We start from the raw sequence: 18,325 nt of genomic DNA on the forward strand, positions 1-18,325 counted from the left end.
GCGTTATCGCCAAAGGGTATTGCACAACCTCGCCACAAAGGCCAAGGTCATGGGGATGCAACTCGTCCCTTGCGGCAGCGCTGTTTAAGAACCTCAGGAAAATCAACTGGTTGTCTGTTGTTTCTTGAGAGATCACGAAGCGTGTGTGTCCTGCGGCACACACGCCACCCCAGCTTCTGCGCTTCTCGGCACGGTCAGAAGGGGGTGGATACCGAGACGGGCCATTGCTTCGCTCGGCCCGATCTGCCTCGCTGCGCTTGGCCTTGCAGAGCGATCGCGCCCACGCGTCGGCAGCGCGCAGCGCGTAACCGACACCCGGCGTAGCTGCGCAGCAGCAGCCGTCTCTGACCCCGCTCCCACCCCTTCTGGCTGCGCCGAGAAGCGCAGGAGCTGGGGTGGGTGCATGTGCCGAAGGACACATGCACTTCGTCGTCTGGCTCGTCGATGCTGTTTGACCGGAGCTGCCTCGCAGAGGCAGCGCAGGGAGTTCATCGACGCCCACCCCAGTTCCGAGCATCGCAGGCTGCCCCCATCGCCCTTCGGGCGATGGGGGACGCAGACTGGGGGTCGCCTTCTCTTTGGTGACTTTCTCTTGGCGACGCAAGAGAAAGTTACTGCGCCGCCGAGCGCACATCCCGGCCTCCGCCCTCAAAACAAAAGCCGAAGCACCCACAACCACAAACGGCAACACGCCCCCCCCACCACGCTACGATCCACCCCAAGCCCACCGCGCTTGCGCCCCGAATGAACCCACTCTCAAAACCAACCCGTTACGAAGCCGTAGACGCCCTGCGCGCAGCCGCCATGGTCTGGATGGCCGCCTTCCACTTCTGCTTCGACCTGGCCCATTTCGGCGTCTGGCCCCAGGACTTCCGCAATGACCCGGTCTGGACCACCCAGCGCACCCTGATCCTGAGCCTGTTCCTGTTCTGCGCCGGCCTGGGCCAGGCCATCGCGCTGCACCAGGGCCAGACCTTCCAGCGATTCACCCGCCGCTGGCTGCAGATCGCCGGCTGCGCCCTGCTGGTGAGCCTGGGCTCGTTCTTCATGTTCCCGCGCAGCTTCATCTACTTCGGCGTGCTGCAGGGCATGGCGGTGATGCTGCTGATCGCGCGCTTCACCGCCGGATGGGGCGCCTGGCTGTGGCTGTGCGGCCTGGTGGCCCTGGCCCTGCCCGCGGCGGCCACCCATCTGCTGACGGGGGCGTGGAGCGACCTGGCCCCGGCCTTCAATGCGCGCACGCTCAACTGGCTGGGCCTCGTGGCGCGCAAGCCCTTCACCGAGGACTATGTGCCCATCTTCCCCTGGCTGGGTGTGCTCTGGTGGGGGCTGGCTGCGGGCCAGTGGGCCCTGCGCAGGGGGAGCAGCGGCTGGCTGCAGGCGCCGCTGCCCAGGATGTTCACCCCCCTGGCGGTGCTGGGCCGCTGGTCCCTGAGCTTTTACATGGTGCACCAGCCGGTGCTCATTCCCATCGCGATGGGGCTGGCCTGGGTCTCCAAGCCGTGACGTGATTGGCCAAGCAAATCCCATGAAAAAACGCGGCCGAGGCCGCGTTTTTGCTGGGAGGGGGGCTTATTGGGGATCGATTACTCGACCTTGGCCTTGGAGCGCAGCTCTTCCTGGTACTTGGCCAGCTTTTGCTGTTGCAGTTGCTGGGCGACCTGGGGCTTCACGTCTTCGAGCTTGGGCAGCTCGGCCTGGCGCACGTCGTCCAGACGGATGATGTGGTAGCCGAACTGGCTCTTGACCGGGGTCTGCGACATCTTGCCCTTTTCGAGCTTGATCATGGCTTCGGTGAATTCCGAGACATAGCTCGAAGGGCTGGCCCAGTCCATGGCGCCGCCGTTGGCACCGGAGCCTGGGTCCTTGGATTGCTTCTTGGCGATCTCTTCGAACTTGGCGCCCTTGTTGATGGCGGCGATGGCGGCCTTGGCGTCGGCTTCCTTCTCGATCAGGATGTGGCTGGCCTTGTATTCCTTGCCGCTGTTGGCGGCAACGAACTTGTCGTACTCGGCCTTGATTTCCTCGTCCGTCACGGGATTGTTCTTCTGGAAGTCCACGAACAGTTCACGGATCAGGATGGTCTGGCGTGCCATTTCCATCTGGACCTTGAAGTCACCCGAGGTTTCCAGGCCGCGCTTTTGCGCTTCCTGCATGAAGACTTCGCGGGTGATCAGTTCGTCCTTGATCTGGCCTTCGACTTCCGGCGTCACGGGGCGGCCCGAGTTGGCCAGTTGGCGCTTGAACACTTCAGCGCGTTCCTTGGGGATGGCCTTGCCATTGACGATGGCGAGATTCTGGGCGGAAACGGGCAGGGCCATCGTGCCCAGCACGGCAGCGGCCACGAGGCCGGACAGGAGCTGTTTCTTCATGCGGAATCCAAAAAATGAGAAGGTAATTTGCCAGCTGAAATCCGGCAGATGGAGATATAAGGCCGGTTCAGAGAATTTCAATGGCAAGGGCGTGAACGCCCTGGTCGATAAATTCCTGCAGCGAATCATACACAAGCCGGTGGCGCGCCACCCGGGCCTTGCCTGTAAACATTGGTGAGGCGATCCGCACGCGAAAGTGGGTGCCAAAGCCGGTTCCATTGGCGCCCGCGTGGCCGGCATGGTCGGCGCTCTCGTCGATCACCTCCAGCGCCGTGGGCGCCAGGCGCTCGGCCAGGCGCGCCTGCATCTGCCGGGCCAGGGAGGGCGTGGCGGCGGCATCGGGGGTCGTCGCCATGGTCATGCAGCGGGCTCGTCGTTCTTGAGGTGGGGCGCAATGTAGATGCCCTGCGCCACCAAAAAGACCAGCGGAAACGCATAGCCCCAGAGCTTGAACTCCACCCAGGCCTCGGTGCTGAAATTGAGCACCACATAGGCATTGATGGCTGACATGAAGGCGCAGTAGAGCACCCAGGCCACGTTCAGGCGCATCCAGACGCCCTCGGGCAGCTCCATCTGGCTGCCCAGCAGCAGCTTGAGGTAGTTCTTCTTGAGAATCCACAGCGCCACCGCGAGCGCCAACGCCATGGCGCCATAGAGCACCGTCGGCTTCCACTTGATGAAACGGTCATCCTGCAGCACCAGGGTGAGCGTGCCGAACAGCAGGATCAGCACCAGCGTCACCTTGTGCATGGTCTGCAGGCGCCGGTCGATCAGGTAGATCAGGGCCATCTGCACCACCGTGGCCGCCATCAGCACGCCGGTGGCCACATAGATGTTGTAGAACTTGTAGGCGCCGACGAACAGCAGGATGGGGAAGAAGTCGATCAGGATTTTCATTGAATGCGAACGTCAGTTCTTCATGTATTGCGCTGCACCCCACACGGCGCGCTGGCCAGACCAGCGGCCGCCGCGCAAGGGCCGCCCCGCCGCGCTGGCGGCGTCCCCCTTGAGGGGGAAGGCGCGAAGCGACTCAGGGGGTGCTTCATTTCACTTGTCTTCGAAATCGAGAGAGGCCGAATTCATGCAGTAACGCAGGCCGGTGGGCTGGGGACCGTCTTCGAACACATGGCCCAGGTGGGCCCCGCATTGTGCACACACCGTCTCGGTGCGCACCATGCCATGGCTGTGGTCCACGATTTCCTGGATGGCGCCCGGCACGGCTTCGGAAAAACTGGGCCAGCCGCAGCCCGCGTCGAACTTGGTGTGCGAATCGAACAGCTTGGCGCCGCAGCAGATGCAGTGGTAGCTGCCGTCGGCCCAGTGGGCCTCGTACTTGCCGGTGAAGGGGCGTTCGGTGGCAGCGTAGCGCGTTACCTGCAGGGCCGCGGGTTCGGCGCCCTTTTCCTGGAGCACGGCCTGCCATTGGGCATCGGTCTTGTGGACGGGATAGGTCATGATGAACAGCTGATCTCGATGGTGGACGCCCAGGCGGGCGGGAAGGCAGCGTAGGAATCGTGCCCCGGATGCTCCTCACATGGGCTCGCCAGCAGCCGCTGCAAGGTTTGGAGCACGCTGAAGTCGCCAAGTTTCGCTGCACGGATGGCTTCTTCGCACAAATGGTTGCGCAGCACGAACTTGGGGTTCACGGCCAGCATGGCCTCCGATGCACGGGCCCGGTCGGCCAGCCGGGGCTCGGCCAGGTACGTGGCCAGCCAGGCATCCCAGCCCTCCTGGTCGGGCACCATGCCGCGCACAGGCTCGAATTCGCCCGTGCCGACAGCATGCGACAGGCGGCGCCAGAAGATGGGGTAGTCCACGCCGCCCTTGGCCAGCAGCACCAGCAGGCCATCGACCAGTTCGGCATCGCCCTCCCCGGCCACAGTGCCCAGGCCCAGCTTGGCACGCATGCGGGCCATGAATTCGGCCGGGAACACTGTCTTGTACGACTCCAGCGCGGCCATGGCCAGTTCCTGGTCGCCGATCAGCGGCAGCAGCGCCTGCGCCAGGCAGAACACATTCCAGTACGCCACATTGGGCTGGCGGTTGTAGGCATAGCGGCCCTGGGTGTCGCTGTGGTTGCAGACATGGCCGGGCACGAAGGAGTCGAGGAACTGGAACGGGCCGTAGTCGATGGTCAGGCCCAGGATGCTCATGTTGTCGGTGTTCATCACCCCATGGCAGAAGCCCACGGCCTGCCACTGCGCCATGAGCACGGCCGTGCGCTCGCTCACCGCCTGCAGCAGCGCGGCGTAGGGGTTGCCCGCCAACTCGCTGCGCCCCCGGCATTCAGGGTAGTAGCGGTCGATCACATAGTCGGCCAGGGCCTTGAGCTCCGCCTCCATGCCATTGGCCGAGAAATGCTCGAAGTGCCCGAAGCGGATGAAGCTGGGCGCCACGCGGGTCACCACGGCCGCCGTCTCGACCTCTTCGCGGCGCACCGGCGCGGGCGAACCCGTGATGCACAGCGCGCGCGTGGTCGGCACGCCCAGGGCATGCATGGCTTCGCTGCACAGGAACTCGCGGATGCTCGAGCGCAGCACGGCACGGCCATCGCCCATGCGGGAATACGGCGTGCGGCCAGCCCCTTTGAGCTGGATCTCGTAGCCACCAGCCGTTTCGCCCAGAAGGATGGCACGGCCATCGCCCAGTTGCCCCGCCCAGATGCCGAACTGGTGCCCGCTGTAGACGCTGGCCAGCGGCCGTGAGCCCGGCAGCACCGTGTTGCCCGTGAAGGCCTGCAGGGCCGCGTCGCTGCGCAGCCACGCCTCGCTGATGCCCAACAGGCCTGCCACGTCGGCGCTGGCCCCCACCCAATGGGGGCTGGGCAAGGGCGTGGGCTGCAGCTCGGTGAAAAACGCCGGGCCCAGGCCCGCAAACCCGTGGCGCCAGGCCAGGCCGGATGCCGATGCGGCCTCGCTGTCGATGGACATGTTCATGCCCCGATTGTCCCCGAGCCGCGAGGCCCCGCTCCCAGTCGGGACATGCCGAGGTTTGCGGCCTGTTTTGTCACCAATCGTTTCCAGACCGGCAACGATCCGCGCAGGACTTCAGAAAAACCTTCGGGACCATGAAAAAGCAGGAAAACCCAATTCAATCAATACCTTAAACGGATTTCACCGACCCCGACAAGACATCGTCACACAGGGCAATCACAGGGTAAACCCGCTGCTTTTACTGCAATCATTATTCCTAAAACTGAAATAGATAGTTCGCGACTGAATGGTTTTTTCATGAACACCATCGGCGTACAGTTCAACCCATCGATGAGCCGAACCCGCAAGGCGACTCACCGAACCCGGTCCGAAATGGTTTCGCTCCGGTTTGTCTGAGACGCTGTTTTACTTTCAAAGGATTTCATCATGAACACGACCGCCCGCTTCCTCTCCATCGCCGCTGTGGCTGCTTTCGCTTCCTTCGGTGCCCACGCCGACGAAGCCGATGCTTCGCAATTTGCCACCAAGTTCGACACCAACCGCACCCGCGCCGAAGTGGCAGCCGAAGCCGCCACCGTGGCACAAACGCGCAGCATCGAGCCCGCTGGTTCGCGTGTGGCGACCTACAAGTCCACCGCCGACCGCGCTGCTGTGCGTGCCCAGGCTGCTAACGCTGTGCGCACCGGCCAGATCTCCCACGGCGAAGTCGGCGCCCTGTAAGACGCGCTGTACCGGCCCCTGCTCCATTGACCAAATCAAGAATCGAGATCACCATGAACAAGACCGCACGTTTCCTGTCCATCGCCGCTGTGGCTGCTTTCTCTGCCTTTGGCGCCCACGCTGACGAAGCTGACGCTTCGCAGTTCGCCCTGAAGTTCGACACGAACCGCACCCGCGCCGAAGTGGCCGCTGAAGCCGCTACCGTGGCCCAGACCCGCAGCCTGGAACCCGCTGGTTCGCGCGTCGTGACTTACAAGTCCACCGCCGACCGCGCTGCCGTGCGCGCCGCCGCTGCCGAAGCCGTGCGCCTGGGCCAGATCCCTTCGGGCGAAATCAGCGCCTTCTGAACACCCAGCCTGACAAGGCTCGTCAGTTGCGGGCCTTCCCATGGTGGTGGTGTTTCACGGTCGTGGGCACCGCCACCATGTGGAAGTGTTTCCCCCATACTCTTAAAAGGGCTCCCATGCGGGAGCCCTTTTTCATGGGCGCGGGTTTGCCACAATCGACAGGGACATTTGCCGACCTGCCCGCACCATGACCCGTACCTCCACCGCCCCGCCCCAGGACGTTTTCCAGATCGGCACCACCTCGTTCTCGTTCTCCGCAGATTCCAAGGTGGTGTTCGAAGACGGTGGCATGCGTTTCGATTTCAAGGCCAACCCTGTGCCCGCGCGCGGTACGCTGCGCGAGGAAGCCCTGCGCGCCTGGGATGGCACCCCTGCACCGCATCTTTGGTCCAGCGGCCTGTTCCATTTCGACGACCGCGCGGGGGAACCGCATCGCGTGTTTTCCTACCCGAACACCGACCCGGGCTCCCCATTCCATCTCTACGTCCAGGGTGTGGCGTACGGCCTGCGCTTTTTCGGCCAGGTCGAGCTGGCCCCTGACCGCATCGCCCTGCGCGGCGTGCTGCGCCAGGAGCACCATGACGATGCAGAGGGCACGCCACTGCATCTGGTGCGCCACTTTCCGCGGGGCGAAGTACGCCCCAGGCCACGTGACTTCCACAGCCTGGACGCCGCACAGGCCGTGCCCGCCGGCACAGTGCGCCACCTGACCTTGCGCCAGCAATGGCGACCGGAGACCCCCAAGACAGACCGGTTTCCCGAAGAAGTGCTGGCGTTCACCGCCATCGAGTCGCTGATCCTGGACTACGCCTCCACGGACCACGCCCGTTTCACGGAACTGCCCGAGGCCATCGGCACGCTGCAACAGCTGACCCGGCTGGACCTGTCGAACACCAGCGTGCGCCACCTGCCCGACGCCATCGGGCAACTGAGCCAATTGCGCCACCTGGCCATGTCCCCCGGGATGCTCACCAGCGTGTCCGAACAGATCGCCCAACTGCCCCACCTCGAACGGCTGGACCTGGCCTACAACCAGCTCACGTCACTGCCCGAAGCCATAGGCCACATGCCCTCGCTCAAGGCACTGAATCTGAGCGGCAATGCCTTCACCTCGCTGCCCGCGTCGATCGACCGCATCGAGAACCTGCAGGTGGACGTGCGCTACCTGCCGCTGTTTCGCGACATGCGCTACCGCCCCGAAATCGAGGTGACCACGAGCGCCGAGCCGTTTCTGGCCCGCAGCAGCCCGGCGCATGCCGCCCTGCTGCATGACGGCCTGGCCCGGCACGGGCTTCTGGACCACGAACCCCTTTTGCTGCGCCACGCGCGCCAGGCGCTGCGCTGGCGCACGACCGACCCCGACGCGCCGCCGGTACTGGGCGGCACCCGATTTGGCGGGGCGCCGGACCTGCCGCCCGGCCTGCCCTACCCCACCACCGATGGCAAGCCCTGGCACTTCTATGCGCAGCTGGACCTCGACGCCATCGCAGGGCTGCAAAGCTGGCTGCCGCGTACCGGACGGCTGTATTTCTTTGCCGAGAGCCAGGACCCGTCCGACGGCGTGCGCGTGTTGCACGACACGTCCCCGCGGGCGTCCCTCGCACCCCATACCTGGGGGCCAGAGGTCGATTCGGTGGACGACATCGATGTGTCACGGGCCTACAAGGGCTACCGCGCCGTGGTGGACGCCACCGTGTCCCTGCCCATCCTCTACAACGGCCATGATCGCTACACGGGCGAGGATGCCGGACTCATGGAGATCTATGGGGATGACGCACTGAGCGATACCTATGCAGAGCTGGCCGACGAACTGGCATTCAGCCCGGACAACCAGCATGGCGTGCACCTGCAGAACGCCTTTGTCTTCACCCAGCACGAAAGCCCCGAAGAACAATCCGTGGCGCTGCAACGCGGCAGCCCTGGAGAGTGGGTGGTCCTGTTGCGCCTGGGCTCCGACCAGCACCCGGGCTTCGAGTTCTGGGATGCCGGCACACTGACCTTTACCATCCACCGCAAGGACCTGGCCTTGGGTGACTTCTCGCGCGTGCTGGGCTTCATCGAGTCTTGAGTGATCGAAAGAGCGGCAAACAAAGCTCAGCGAAGCGGTTCTGGCTAGGCGCTGCGTCGCAGGCAGTACGGGTAGTACGACAAGACGCAGCAACGACGCCAGAAGAGCTTTTTTTGCCGCTCAGGTCGTGGTTTGCACATGCAGGCGGCTCGACTTGCAGCGGTGCAAGGCGTTGTAATACTCCAGGCGCCGGCCATTGGCGCCATAGGCGATGGACTCGATGCGCAGCAGCGGCTCAGGGGTTTCCAGCTGCAGCAGGCCGCAGGTCTCGGCATCGGGCAGCACGGCGTCGATCCAGCGCTCGGCGCGCACCAGGCGCACGCCGTACTGGCGGCGCAGCACGTCATAGAGCGAGCGGTCGTCCAGGCGCATGCGGTGCAGGCCGGGCGCCAGGTCGGCGGGCACCACGGTCTCCACCAGCAGGCGCAACTCGCCGTCCACGCTGCGCAGCCGCTTCAGGGCCACGACCTGGGTGTCGTCGGTGAGGCCCAGCGCGCTGATCTCCTGCGGCGTGGGGTCACGCAGTTGCTGCGACAGGATCTGCGTGCGCACCGAGCGGCCCTTGCGCTCCATTTCGTCGGAGAAGCCGAGCACGGTGGAGACAAAATCCTCGTCGCGCTCACGCGCCGCGACAAAGGCACCGCGGCCCTTGATCTTGTAGATCAGGTTGTTGCGCACCAGGTCGGCCAGGGCCTCGCGCACCACGATGCGCGAGATGCCGAACTGCTCGCCCAGTTCGGCCTCGGAGGGCAGCTTGGCGCCGATGGCCAGGTCACCCTGCAGGATCTGCAGGCGCAGGGCATCGCGGAACTGCGCCCACAGGGGCGATTCGGAATTGCGGTCGAGAAGCGGCTGGAGTTCGTTCGGTGAATTCACGTCATGTCGGGCTCAGGGCCGGATGGGTGGTCAAAGGTGCATGGAAAGCCGGCACGGCATCGGAATCGGGGGCTGCGGGGGCCAGGCGCACGCCATGGCGCTCGCGCAGTGCAGTGGTGCAATTGTGCAACTCCTGCCGCTCGCGCCCTGCATCCCAGCCCAAAGCCTCTGCGGCAATGCCGGCCATCTCGGCCAGCGCGGCATCGGTGACCAGGCCGCGAATGGCCAGCAGCGTGCGGCGGATCACGAGGTCGTCGAGGTGGATCACACCGGTTTCGGTGCACAGCCAGGCCACCTCGGCCGCCGAGTAGTCAGGGGCGTGCTGCAGTGGCACGTCGCCTGCCACCTTGAAACGCGGGGCCATGCGCAAGGCCTCGGAGCCGTAGCGGCGCAGCAGCGCCTGGGCGCGCTCGCGCGCCAGGCCCGCATCCTGGGCAATGCGCTCGATGAAACGCTCGGTCGCCTGCCCGCCCTGCGGCATGCCCGAGCCCCCGCCAATCGGCAATTGCCGCGTGGAGGCCGTGCGCTCGCGACCCAACAGATGCAGCACCTCGTTGGTGGCCTCTTCGGCCAGCGCACGGAAGGTGGTCCACTTGCCGCCCACCAGGCCCACGACCGGAATGTCGCGCGAAGGAGACGGAGGGTCGATCACCACCGAATGGTCGCGCGAGATCTGCCCGGGCTTGTCCGCGTCCGAGCGCGCCAGGGGCCGCACACCCACATAGGTGTAGACCACATCCTTGCGCCCGAAGGACAGGTTGGGGAAGACCTCGCCCAGCACCTCCAGCAGGTAATCCACCTCGGCCGGCTCGGTGGCGATCTGGTCGGGGTCGTCCACCGGGATGTCGGTGGAACCCACGAGCACGCGGTCCAGGAAAGGGTAGACGATGCACACACGGCCATCGAGCGCCTCGAAATACGCCATGCGCCCCTGCAGGGCATCGCGCAGCGCCGGGTGGTCGAGCACCAGGTGCGAGCCCTTGGTGCCCATCACGCGCGGCACGGCGCCACCGAGCAGTGCCGTGCTGCGGTCCAGCCAGGCGCCGCTGGCATTGACCACTGCATCGGCCGTCACCTGCACCACCTCGCCCGTGGTCTCGTCGCGCAGCGTGAGGGTCTTGCCCGCGCAGCCCATCACACGGCAGTGGTTGGCCGCCGCAGAGCGGGGCTGGTCGCGGCAGGCATCGCGCACCAGCTCCAGCACCAGCCATTCGGGGTGGCTGATCCAGGCGTCGAAGAACGTTGCGGTCCAGCGCACGGCGGCGCGGAACAGCTGGCGGTCGGCCGGCTGCACGCGGCTGATGCGGTGGTTGGGCATCACGCGCTGGCGCCGGCCCAGCAGGTCGTACAGGCGCAGGCCCGTGGCCACGGCCAGCAGGCCACGCGTGCGTTGGGGCGGCGTGCGCCCCAGGAACTTGAGCGCACTGCTCATCAGCCCGCCGAAGAAGCTCGACAGCGGCACCACGGTCTTGAGCGGCTGTACCAGGTGCGGCGCGTTGCGCAAAAGCAGGTTGCGCTCGCGCGTGGCCTCGGCCACCAGTGAGAAGCTGCCGCTCTCCAGGTATCGCAGGCCACCGTGGATCATGCGCGAGGGCGCGCTGCTGGCACCCGCACTGAAATCACCCTTGTCGACGATGAGGCAGTCCACCCCCTGCAGCGACAGGTCGCGGAACACGCCCACGCCGTTGATGCCCGCGCCCACGATCACCGTGGAGAAATGGCGGCCAGCCACGGCGGCCGGGCGCACGAAAGGCAGTGCCGATGTGGTGCTCATGGCAATGCCTCCACCTGCTGCACAGGAACAGGCGCCGGGATCGGCGTGGCGGGTGCGGGCGCGCGCTCTGGCGCATGGCCGGCCAGGTGGCCGAAGACAGGGGACATGGTGGTGATCAGCTCGTTGAAGTCGGCGTTGAAATCCGCATGGGCCCGGGCCTGGCCGGCATCGGGCTCGACCGTGTCGCACGGTGCGCACAAGGGGGCCGCGTCGATGCCCTGCGACATCGCGGCGTAGATCGCCGCCCCCCGCGCACCGGTCTCGTCGTCGGCGCAGCGCTCCACCGGGTGCCCCAGCAGGCCGGCCAGCAGGCGCACCAGGCGCGTATCGCTGGCGCCGCCGCCCAGCACGGTGGAGGCCGAAACCGGCAGGCCCCCGGCGGCCAGCCGGGCGGTGTGGCGCGCATGCAGCGCCGCCACTGCATCGACCACGGCCCGCGCCATGTCACCGCGCGTGTGGTGGCTCTTGAGGCCCACGAAGCCCGCGGTGACGCCGCCGCCGCCGTTCACGAAGGGCAAGAAGCGCAGGCCCCCGGCCCCCAGCGGCACCGACATCGCCAGATCGACCACTGCGCGTGCATCGGGCAGGCCCAGCACACCGGCCAGCCAGGCGATGTTGGCCATCGACGAAGGGCTGTTTTCCATGTACAGGCGCCGATCGTGCGGGCCGAAATTGACGGTGGAGGCCACGTCCGGCCCGGGCGACAGCACCGGGCCGATGACGGCGTTCACGCACCAGGTGCCCAGCACGGAGACCGCACGGCCCCGCTCCTCGGCCCGCACCGCCGTCATCGCCGCCAGGAGGTCGATGGCGCCCATGGCCACCGGAATACCGGCCGGCAGGCCGTAGGCGGACGCTGCTGCCGGCTGCACCGTGCCGATGACCTCGCCACTGCGCACCAGCGGCCCGAAGGCCTGGGGCGCCAGGCCGGCAATGCCGGAAGCGGCAAAGGCCAGCGGCGACCAGGTGCCCGTGGCCACCGACAGCAGGCCTGCGGTGCTGGCATCGCTGGCATCGGTGGCGATCTCGCCGCTGAGCAGAAAGCCCACGTAGTCCTTGGCAAACATCAGCCGCTGCAGGGCACCGCTGCGCACCGCATCGCGGCCCAGCAGCTCGGCGGCAATCACGGTCGGCTGGCCCGGCCAGGGCTGGCAGCCCACCTCGGCCAGGAGCTCAGGCCCGCGACTGGCGGCAAGCGACTGGGCCCGCGCCGCGGCGCGCTGGTCGGTCGAGGCCACGGCACGGCCGCCGGCCAGTTCATGGCGTGCATCCAGCGCGTACAGGCCGGCGCCATGCCCGGTGCAGCCGATGGCGCGGACATCGTCCACCCGGTTGCCCAGCTGGTGCGCCACATCGCGCAGCACACTGGACAGGGCCGAGCGGATCATGGGCGCCCCCACTTCGCAGCCACCGCCGGGCAGGCGGTCGTGCTGCAGGGGCATGCGGGACAGGGCCACGGTGCGGCCGCTCGCGGCCTCCAGGGCCAGGGCTTTGAGGCTGCTCGACCCGAGGTCGATGCCGATCAGTAGTTGGGTCTTCATGTCATAACAGCTTCCGTCGAACCAGCGGGCTTATCCAGTAGTGTTTCCCCTAACTATCTGGCGATTCGATCCACGCTTACATTCTACCTGTCATAACAACTGTCGTGACACCAAGCACCCCATCCCAGCCCTGGAGAAAGCAGCACCATGCGCTGCCCTGTTCAACAAGAGGAGACAAAAAATGAGGCGTAATTTCCTGAAGTCCGCAGCAGCCGCCGGCATCGGCCTGGCTGGTACCAGCGCATTCGCGCAGCAGCCCGCAGCAGCCCCCGCCGCGGCGGGAGGGCTGCGTGGCAACCCCAGCGACGTCTACGTGATGAACGTGATGGTCTCGGGTGTGGAGTACTGGTTCCCGGTCTACGAAATGATGAAGCAGCTCGGCCGCACCCTGGGCGTGCGCACCCGCTACACCGGTACGCCCGAATACGACGTGAACAAGCAGCTGGCCTCGTTCGAGCAGGAGCTGGCACGCAAGCCCGCCGGCATTCTGCTGCACCCCATGAACCCCGATCCGTTCATCGAGCCCATCAACCGCGCCGCGGCCATGGGGATCCCGGTGGTCACCTTCGCGGCCGACTCGCCCAACTCCAAGCGCACCTCCTTCATCACCTCGGACAACGAGCGCGAAGGCGCGCAGGCGGCCGACGCCATCGCCGCGTCGATGAATGGCAAGGGCGAGTTCGCCGTGCTGGAGAACCCCGGCCAGGACAACCACGACCGCCGCATCGCCGCCTTCATCAACCGCATGAAGACCAAGCACCCCGGCATGAAGCTGGTGGGCCGCGCCGCCAGCAACCAGGACCCCAACAAGGCCTACCAGGCCGTGCAGAGCCTGGCGCAGGCCAACCCCAACCTGGGCGCCCTGTTCATGCCCGAGGCCAATTCGGCCCTGGGTGCCGCCCAGGCCAAGGTCGAGAGCAAGAAGAACATCAAGGTGATGTGCTGCGACGTGAACGCCAAGATCCTGGACATGATCAAGTCCGGCGACGTGTTCGGCGCCATCAACCCCAACCAGGGCATGCAGGGCTACATGGGCATGATGATGCTGTTCCTGGCCAAGAACCCCGGCCTCATCGACCCGATGAACGATGCCAAGCGCAACGGCACCAACCCCATGGCCGTGCCCTTCCTGGACAACGGTCTGGCCGTGGTCAGCAAGGCCAACGCCGACGACTTCTACTGGGACAAGTACCTCGCGCGCCGCGGCACCAAGGGCATCAGCGAGTGAGCACCACCACCATGGATGCCCCCCTGCTCGCGCTGCGCGGCATCTGCAAGCGCTTCGGCGCTTCGCATGCACTCTCGGGCGTGGACTTCTCGCTGCAGGCGGGCGAGATCCACGCCCTGTGCGGCGAGAACGGCGCGGGCAAGTCCACGCTGATGAACATCATCGATGGCATCCACCAGCCGGACGCGGGCGAGATAGCGCTCGATGGCCGCGTGGTCACCATCGATGGGCCGGCCCAGGCCATGCGCCTGGGCATCGGCCTGGTGCACCAGGAAATCGCCCTGTGCGCCGACGCCACCGTGGCCGAGAACATCTTCATGCCCGAGATCAATGCAGGTCGGCAGGCATGGATGGACTACGCCAGCCTCAATGAGCGCGCGGCCCGGGTGCTGCAGCGGCTGGGCCAGGACATCGACCCCGCGGCCTGCGTGGGCGACCTGCCCATCTCCAGCCAGCAGTTGATCGAGATCGCCAAGGCGCTCACGCTCGACTGCAAGGTGCTGATTCTCGATGAGCCGACCGCCGCGCTCACCGACAACGAGTCGGCCGCCCTCTTTCGCGTGCTGCACGACCTCAAGGACCAGGGCATCGGCATCATCTACATCAGCCACCGCATGGCCGAGATCTTTGCCCACTGCACGCGCGTGACCGTGCTGCGCGATGGGCGCAACGTGCATTCGGGCCCCCTGGCCGAACTCGACGCCGACGGTCTGGTGCGCCGCATGGTCGGGCGCGACCTGGGCAACTACTACCCGCCCAAGCAGCAGCAGGCCGATGCCACGGCCCCCGTGCTGGAGGTGCAGGACCTGGCCGATGGCGAGCGTGTGCACGGCGTCTCGTTCACCGTGCAGCGCGGCGAGGTGCTGGGCATCGCCGGGCTCATGGGCGCCGGGCGCAGCGAGATGGCACAGACCCTGTGCGGCCTGCGCCCCTCCACCGGTGGCAGCGTGCGCCTGAGCGGCAAGCCCATCGCCATCCGCAAGTACAGCGACGCGCTGCGCGCCGGCATCGCCTACCTGAGCGAGGACCGCAAGGCCGCGGGCGTCTACCTGGACCTGCCGATTGCGCAGAACATCGCCTCGATGGCGCTGGCACGCGTGAGCTCACGCTTCGGTCTGCTGCAACGCGCCAGCGAACACCGGCTGGCGCAGGAGCTGGGCACGCGCCTGAAGCTCAAGTCCGATGGCGTGCAGATCGAGGTGGCCAGCCTCTCCGGCGGCAACCAGCAGAAAGTGGCCATCGCCAAGCTGCTGGCCACCAACCCGGCCGTGCTGCTGATGGACGAGCCCACGCGCGGCGTGGACGTGGGGGCCAAGTCGGAGATCCACCACATCCTGCGCGACCTGGCCTGCCAGGGCGTGGGCGTGGTGGTCATCTCCTCGGAGCTGCCCGAAATCATCGGCCTGTGCGACCGGGCCCTGGTCATCCGCGATGGCCGCGTCGCGGGCGAGGTGCAAGGCAAGGACATGACGGAAGAGGCCCTGCTGCGGCTGGCCTCGGGACTGGAACGACAACACGAGGAAATGGCATGAATCACCCCGCACAACTGGATGCCGGCAGCGTGGCCGGCCTGCAGCCCCTGCGCGAGACCCAGCAACCGGGAGGGCCCGGAAAGCCGGGCGGAACCAAGCTCACCAGCATGCGCGAGATGGGCCTCCTGGTCATCATCCTGGCGCTGTGCGTGGGCATGAGCTTCGCCTCGCCCTACTTCCTGACCTGGGACAACATCCGCGCCATGCTGCTCTCGTTCTCCATCGAGGGCATCGTGGTCGTGGGCATGACCATTCTGCTCATCGTGGGAGGCATCGATCTGTCGGTGGGCTCCGTCGTCTGCTTTGCCATGGTGGTCACGGGCAAGCTGTTCCTCATGGGCTTGGACCCGTGGACGGCCGGGCTCATTGCGATCGCCGCCAGTGCCCTCATCGGCGCCATGATCGGCGGCTGCGTGGTGCGCATCGGGCTCAACCACTTCATCGCCTCGCTGGCCTTCATGGTCATCGTGCGCGGCCTGTGCCTGGCGCTCACGCAGGGCACGCCGCAATCGCTGTTCTCACTGCCGGCCTCGTTCAAGTTCATCGGCCAGGGCAACCTGTTCGGCATTCCGGCGGTGATCCTGATCTTCCTCTTCATCGTGGTGGTCAGCGACTTCGTGCTGCGCCGCGCCAGCCTGCTGCGCCGCGTGTTCTACACCGGCAGCAACGAGAAGGCGGCGCTGTATTCGGGCATCCGCGTGGGCCACGTGAAGTTCTGGGTCACGGTGCTGTGCGCAGCCTCGGCGGGCCTGGCCGGCGTGATCTACACCGCACGCTTCGGCGCCGCCACACCGACCTTTGGCGTGGGCATGGAGCTCAACGTGATCGCGGCCGCCGTGATCGGCGGCGCCAGCCTCAAGGGCGGCTCGGGCACGGTGCTGGGCGCCGTGCTGGGCCTGGCCCTGCTCTCGGTGGTGACCAGCTCGCTGATCCTGCTGGATGTCTCGCCCTACTGGCAGGACGTGATCAAGGGCCTGATCCTGCTGGCCGCCGTGACCATCGACCACCTCATGAACACCCGAAAGACCAAGCGATGAATGCCGTGATGATGAACGCCGCGATGAAGACCACCACCCTGGGGGCCTCGGGCATCCAGTGCTCGGCCATTGGCCTGGGCACCTGGGCCATGGGCGGCTGGATGTGGGGCGGGCAGGACAGCGCTGCCGCCACCGAAGCCATACACGCCTCGCTCGATGCCGGGGTGACGCTGGTCGACACCGCGCCGGCCTACGGCCTGGGTGCCTCCGAACGCCTCGTGGGCGCCGCGCTCAAGGGCCGTCGCCACGAAGCCGTGATCGCCACCAAGTGCGGCCTGGTCTGGCACACGCAGCAGGGCACGCACTTCTTCGATGAAGACGGCCACCCGGTCTACCGCCACCTGGGTCGCGCGTCGATCTTCCACGAAGCCGAGGAGAGCCTGAAGCGCCTGCAGACCGACTACATCGACCTGTACATCACCCACTGGCAGGACAGCACCACGCCCGTGGAAGAGACCATGGACGCGCTGCTCGACCTCAAGAAGCAGGGCAAGATCCGCGCGATCGGCGTGAGCAATGTGGACGCCCCGACGCTGGCCGAGTACCTGCGCCATGGCCCCGTGGATGCCGCGCAGGAGCGCTACAGCCTGATCGACCGCGAGATCGAACAGACCCTGCTGCCCCTGTGCGGCCGCAACAACGTGGCCATCCTGGGCTATTCCTCGCTGGCGCTGGGCCTGCTGGCCGGCCCCATCGACCCGGCGCGCCAGTTCACGGGCGACGACCAGCGCGCCACCAACCCGCGTTTCAGCGCGGCCAACCGCACCCGCCTCCAGGCCTTCTTCGATGAGCTGGAGCCCCTGCGCCGGCAGTTCGGCTGCTCCTTCGGGCAGTTGATGATCGCCTGGACACTGGCCAGCGGCAGCGTCTCGGTGGCGCTGTGCGGTGCGCGCACGCGGGCGCAGGCCACCGAGAACGCGACCGCCGGCGCCCTGGATCTGCCAGAGGAAGCCGTGCAGCGCATCGACGATGCCGCCAGCGCCCACCTGAAGGCCCTGGCCTGACCCCTGTTCCCCAACACCCCAACCCAAGGATTTTTTCGTATGTCGAAAGACAAGACCGCGCGCCTGAACCGTTTGCTGACCCACGGGCGCTGCCTGGACATCGCGCTGGACCATGGCGTGTGCAATGAGCCCAGCTTCCTCAATGGCCTGGAGGACATGCCCGGCGTGATGGACAAGCTCGTCGCCGCCGCGCCCGATGCCATCCAGCTCAACTACGGCCAGGCCGACCTGCTGCAGGACCGCCCGGGCCGCAGCAAGCCTGCGCTGGTGATGCGCCTGGACATGGGCAACCCCTACAACGCCACGGCCCACCGCGTGATGTGGGCCGTGCTGCAGAACGAGCACGACCCGGTGCTGCCCGCCGTGCAGCGCGACGCGGCCTGCGTGGTGGTCAACCTGTTCATGCTGCCCAATGAGCCCGACCTGTTCCGCCAATGCGTGCAGAACATCGCCCGCGTGCGCGCCGACTGCGACCGCTATGGCATGCCGCTGATGATCGAACCGCTGGTGATGCGCCCGCACAGTGACCAGGGCGGCTACATGGTCGACGGCGATGCCGAGAAGATCGTCACCCTGGTACGCCTGGCGCGCGAGATGGGGGCCGACATCGTGAAGGCCGACCCCACCACCGACCCGGCCGATTTCCACCGCGTGGTGCAGGCCGCGCGCTGCCCGGTGCTGGTGCGCGGCGGCGGCCGCGAGGACCTGCAGCAGGTGTTCGCCCGCTCGCGCGTGCTGCTGGACCAGGGCGCCGTGGGCATGGTCTATGGCCGCAACGTGTACCAGCACGCCAACCCCTCGGCCGTGGTGAATGCGCTGATGTCGATGATCCACCGCGGCGCCAGCGCTGCCGAGGCGTGGCGCCTGTACGAATCCACTCCCGCCTGACCCCC

17 protein-coding genes are annotated in these 18,325 nt (G+C 66.6%); 9 read left to right on the forward strand and 8 right to left on the reverse strand.

Annotated features, from left to right (window positions below):
• Positions 1-744: 744 nt before the first annotated feature.
• A complete protein-coding gene (locus tag HNP48_RS33135) occupies positions 745-1,506 on the forward strand; it encodes a heparan-alpha-glucosaminide N-acetyltransferase (protein WP_184865488.1) in 762 nt (253 codons plus the stop codon).
• Between the two features lie 80 nt (positions 1,507-1,586).
• Here the strand turns inward: HNP48_RS33135 and HNP48_RS33140 are convergent, their stop codons facing one another.
• From HNP48_RS33140 to HNP48_RS33160, 5 genes are all read right to left on the reverse strand, one after another.
• Positions 1,587-2,372, reverse strand: coding sequence for a peptidylprolyl isomerase (locus HNP48_RS33140; RefSeq protein ID WP_184865490.1), 786 nt, complete (start codon positions 2,370-2,372; stop codon positions 1,587-1,589).
• A 67-nt stretch (positions 2,373-2,439) separates the two neighbouring features.
• Complete coding sequence (locus HNP48_RS33145) at positions 2,440-2,727, reverse strand: BolA family protein (protein WP_409362596.1); 288 nt, start codon at positions 2,725-2,727, stop codon at positions 2,440-2,442.
• Between the two features lie 2 nt (positions 2,728-2,729).
• Positions 2,730-3,269: a septation protein A gene (locus tag HNP48_RS33150; RefSeq protein WP_184865494.1), complete on the reverse strand. Its 540-nt coding sequence runs from the start codon at positions 3,267-3,269 to the stop codon at positions 2,730-2,732.
• A gap of 150 nt (positions 3,270-3,419) precedes the next feature.
• Positions 3,420-3,827: a peptide-methionine (R)-S-oxide reductase MsrB gene (msrB, locus tag HNP48_RS33155; protein WP_184865495.1), complete on the reverse strand. Its 408-nt coding sequence runs from the start codon at positions 3,825-3,827 to the stop codon at positions 3,420-3,422.
• Positions 3,824-5,308, reverse strand: a complete 1,485-nt coding sequence (locus HNP48_RS33160) for a YdiU family protein (RefSeq protein WP_184865496.1) — start codon at positions 5,306-5,308, stop codon at positions 3,824-3,826. The genes msrB and HNP48_RS33160 overlap by 4 nt, the downstream gene beginning before the upstream one ends.
• A gap of 423 nt (positions 5,309-5,731) precedes the next feature.
• On the opposite strand from HNP48_RS33160, the gene HNP48_RS33165 reads away from it, so the two are divergent.
• The 3 genes from HNP48_RS33165 (at position 5,732) to HNP48_RS33175 (ending at position 8,440) form a co-directional block, all read left to right on the forward strand.
• The gene (locus HNP48_RS33165; protein ID WP_184865497.1) at positions 5,732-6,025 is read left to right on the forward strand and encodes a DUF4148 domain-containing protein; all 294 of its coding nucleotides are present in this window, start codon (positions 5,732-5,734) and stop codon (positions 6,023-6,025) included.
• 53 nt (positions 6,026-6,078) lie between these two features.
• Positions 6,079-6,372, forward strand: a complete 294-nt coding sequence (locus tag HNP48_RS33170; protein ID WP_184865498.1) for a DUF4148 domain-containing protein — start codon at positions 6,079-6,081, stop codon at positions 6,370-6,372.
• 187 nt (positions 6,373-6,559) lie between these two features.
• Positions 6,560-8,440, forward strand: a complete 1,881-nt coding sequence (locus HNP48_RS33175; protein WP_184865499.1) for a DUF1963 domain-containing protein — start codon at positions 6,560-6,562, stop codon at positions 8,438-8,440.
• 120 nt (positions 8,441-8,560) lie between these two features.
• Here HNP48_RS33175 and HNP48_RS33180 read toward each other — a convergent pair whose 3' ends face one another.
• From HNP48_RS33180 to HNP48_RS33190, 3 genes are read right to left on the reverse strand one after another with little or no spacing between them, the layout of a single operon-like run.
• On the reverse strand, positions 8,561-9,316 hold the full coding sequence (locus HNP48_RS33180) for a GntR family transcriptional regulator (RefSeq protein ID WP_094290671.1): 756 nt from the start codon (positions 9,314-9,316) through the stop codon (positions 8,561-8,563).
• A 1-nt stretch (position 9,317) separates the two neighbouring features.
• A complete protein-coding gene (locus tag HNP48_RS33185) occupies positions 9,318-11,090 on the reverse strand; it encodes a glycerol-3-phosphate dehydrogenase/oxidase (protein ID WP_184865500.1) in 1,773 nt (590 codons plus the stop codon).
• The gene (locus tag HNP48_RS33190; RefSeq protein WP_184865501.1) at positions 11,087-12,631 is read right to left on the reverse strand and encodes an FGGY family carbohydrate kinase; all 1,545 of its coding nucleotides are present in this window, start codon (positions 12,629-12,631) and stop codon (positions 11,087-11,089) included. Before HNP48_RS33190 ends, HNP48_RS33185 begins: the two co-directional genes overlap by 4 nt.
• Before the next feature lie 181 nt (positions 12,632-12,812).
• On the opposite strand from HNP48_RS33190, the gene HNP48_RS33195 reads away from it, so the two are divergent.
• From HNP48_RS33195 to HNP48_RS33215, 5 genes are read left to right on the forward strand one after another with little or no spacing between them, the layout of a single operon-like run.
• Positions 12,813-13,859, forward strand: a complete 1,047-nt coding sequence (locus HNP48_RS33195) for a substrate-binding domain-containing protein (protein WP_184865503.1) — start codon at positions 12,813-12,815, stop codon at positions 13,857-13,859.
• 11 nt (positions 13,860-13,870) lie between these two features.
• Entirely contained in the window at positions 13,871-15,391 is a 1,521-nt protein-coding gene (locus HNP48_RS33200; protein ID WP_184865583.1) for a sugar ABC transporter ATP-binding protein, read from the forward strand.
• Entirely contained in the window at positions 15,388-16,428 is a 1,041-nt protein-coding gene (locus HNP48_RS33205; RefSeq protein ID WP_184865505.1) for an ABC transporter permease, read from the forward strand. Before HNP48_RS33200 ends, HNP48_RS33205 begins: the two co-directional genes overlap by 4 nt.
• Complete coding sequence (locus tag HNP48_RS33210; protein WP_184865508.1) at positions 16,425-17,432, forward strand: aldo/keto reductase; 1,008 nt, start codon at positions 16,425-16,427, stop codon at positions 17,430-17,432. Before HNP48_RS33205 ends, HNP48_RS33210 begins: the two co-directional genes overlap by 4 nt.
• Positions 17,433-17,471: 39 nt before the next feature.
• Positions 17,472-18,320: a class I fructose-bisphosphate aldolase gene (locus HNP48_RS33215; RefSeq protein ID WP_184865510.1), complete on the forward strand. Its 849-nt coding sequence runs from the start codon at positions 17,472-17,474 to the stop codon at positions 18,318-18,320.
• Positions 18,321-18,325 lie beyond the last annotated feature (5 nt).

Source organism: Acidovorax soli (genome assembly GCF_014207955.1).
Classification (GTDB): Bacteria; Pseudomonadota; Gammaproteobacteria; order Burkholderiales; family Burkholderiaceae_C; genus Acidovorax; species Acidovorax soli_A.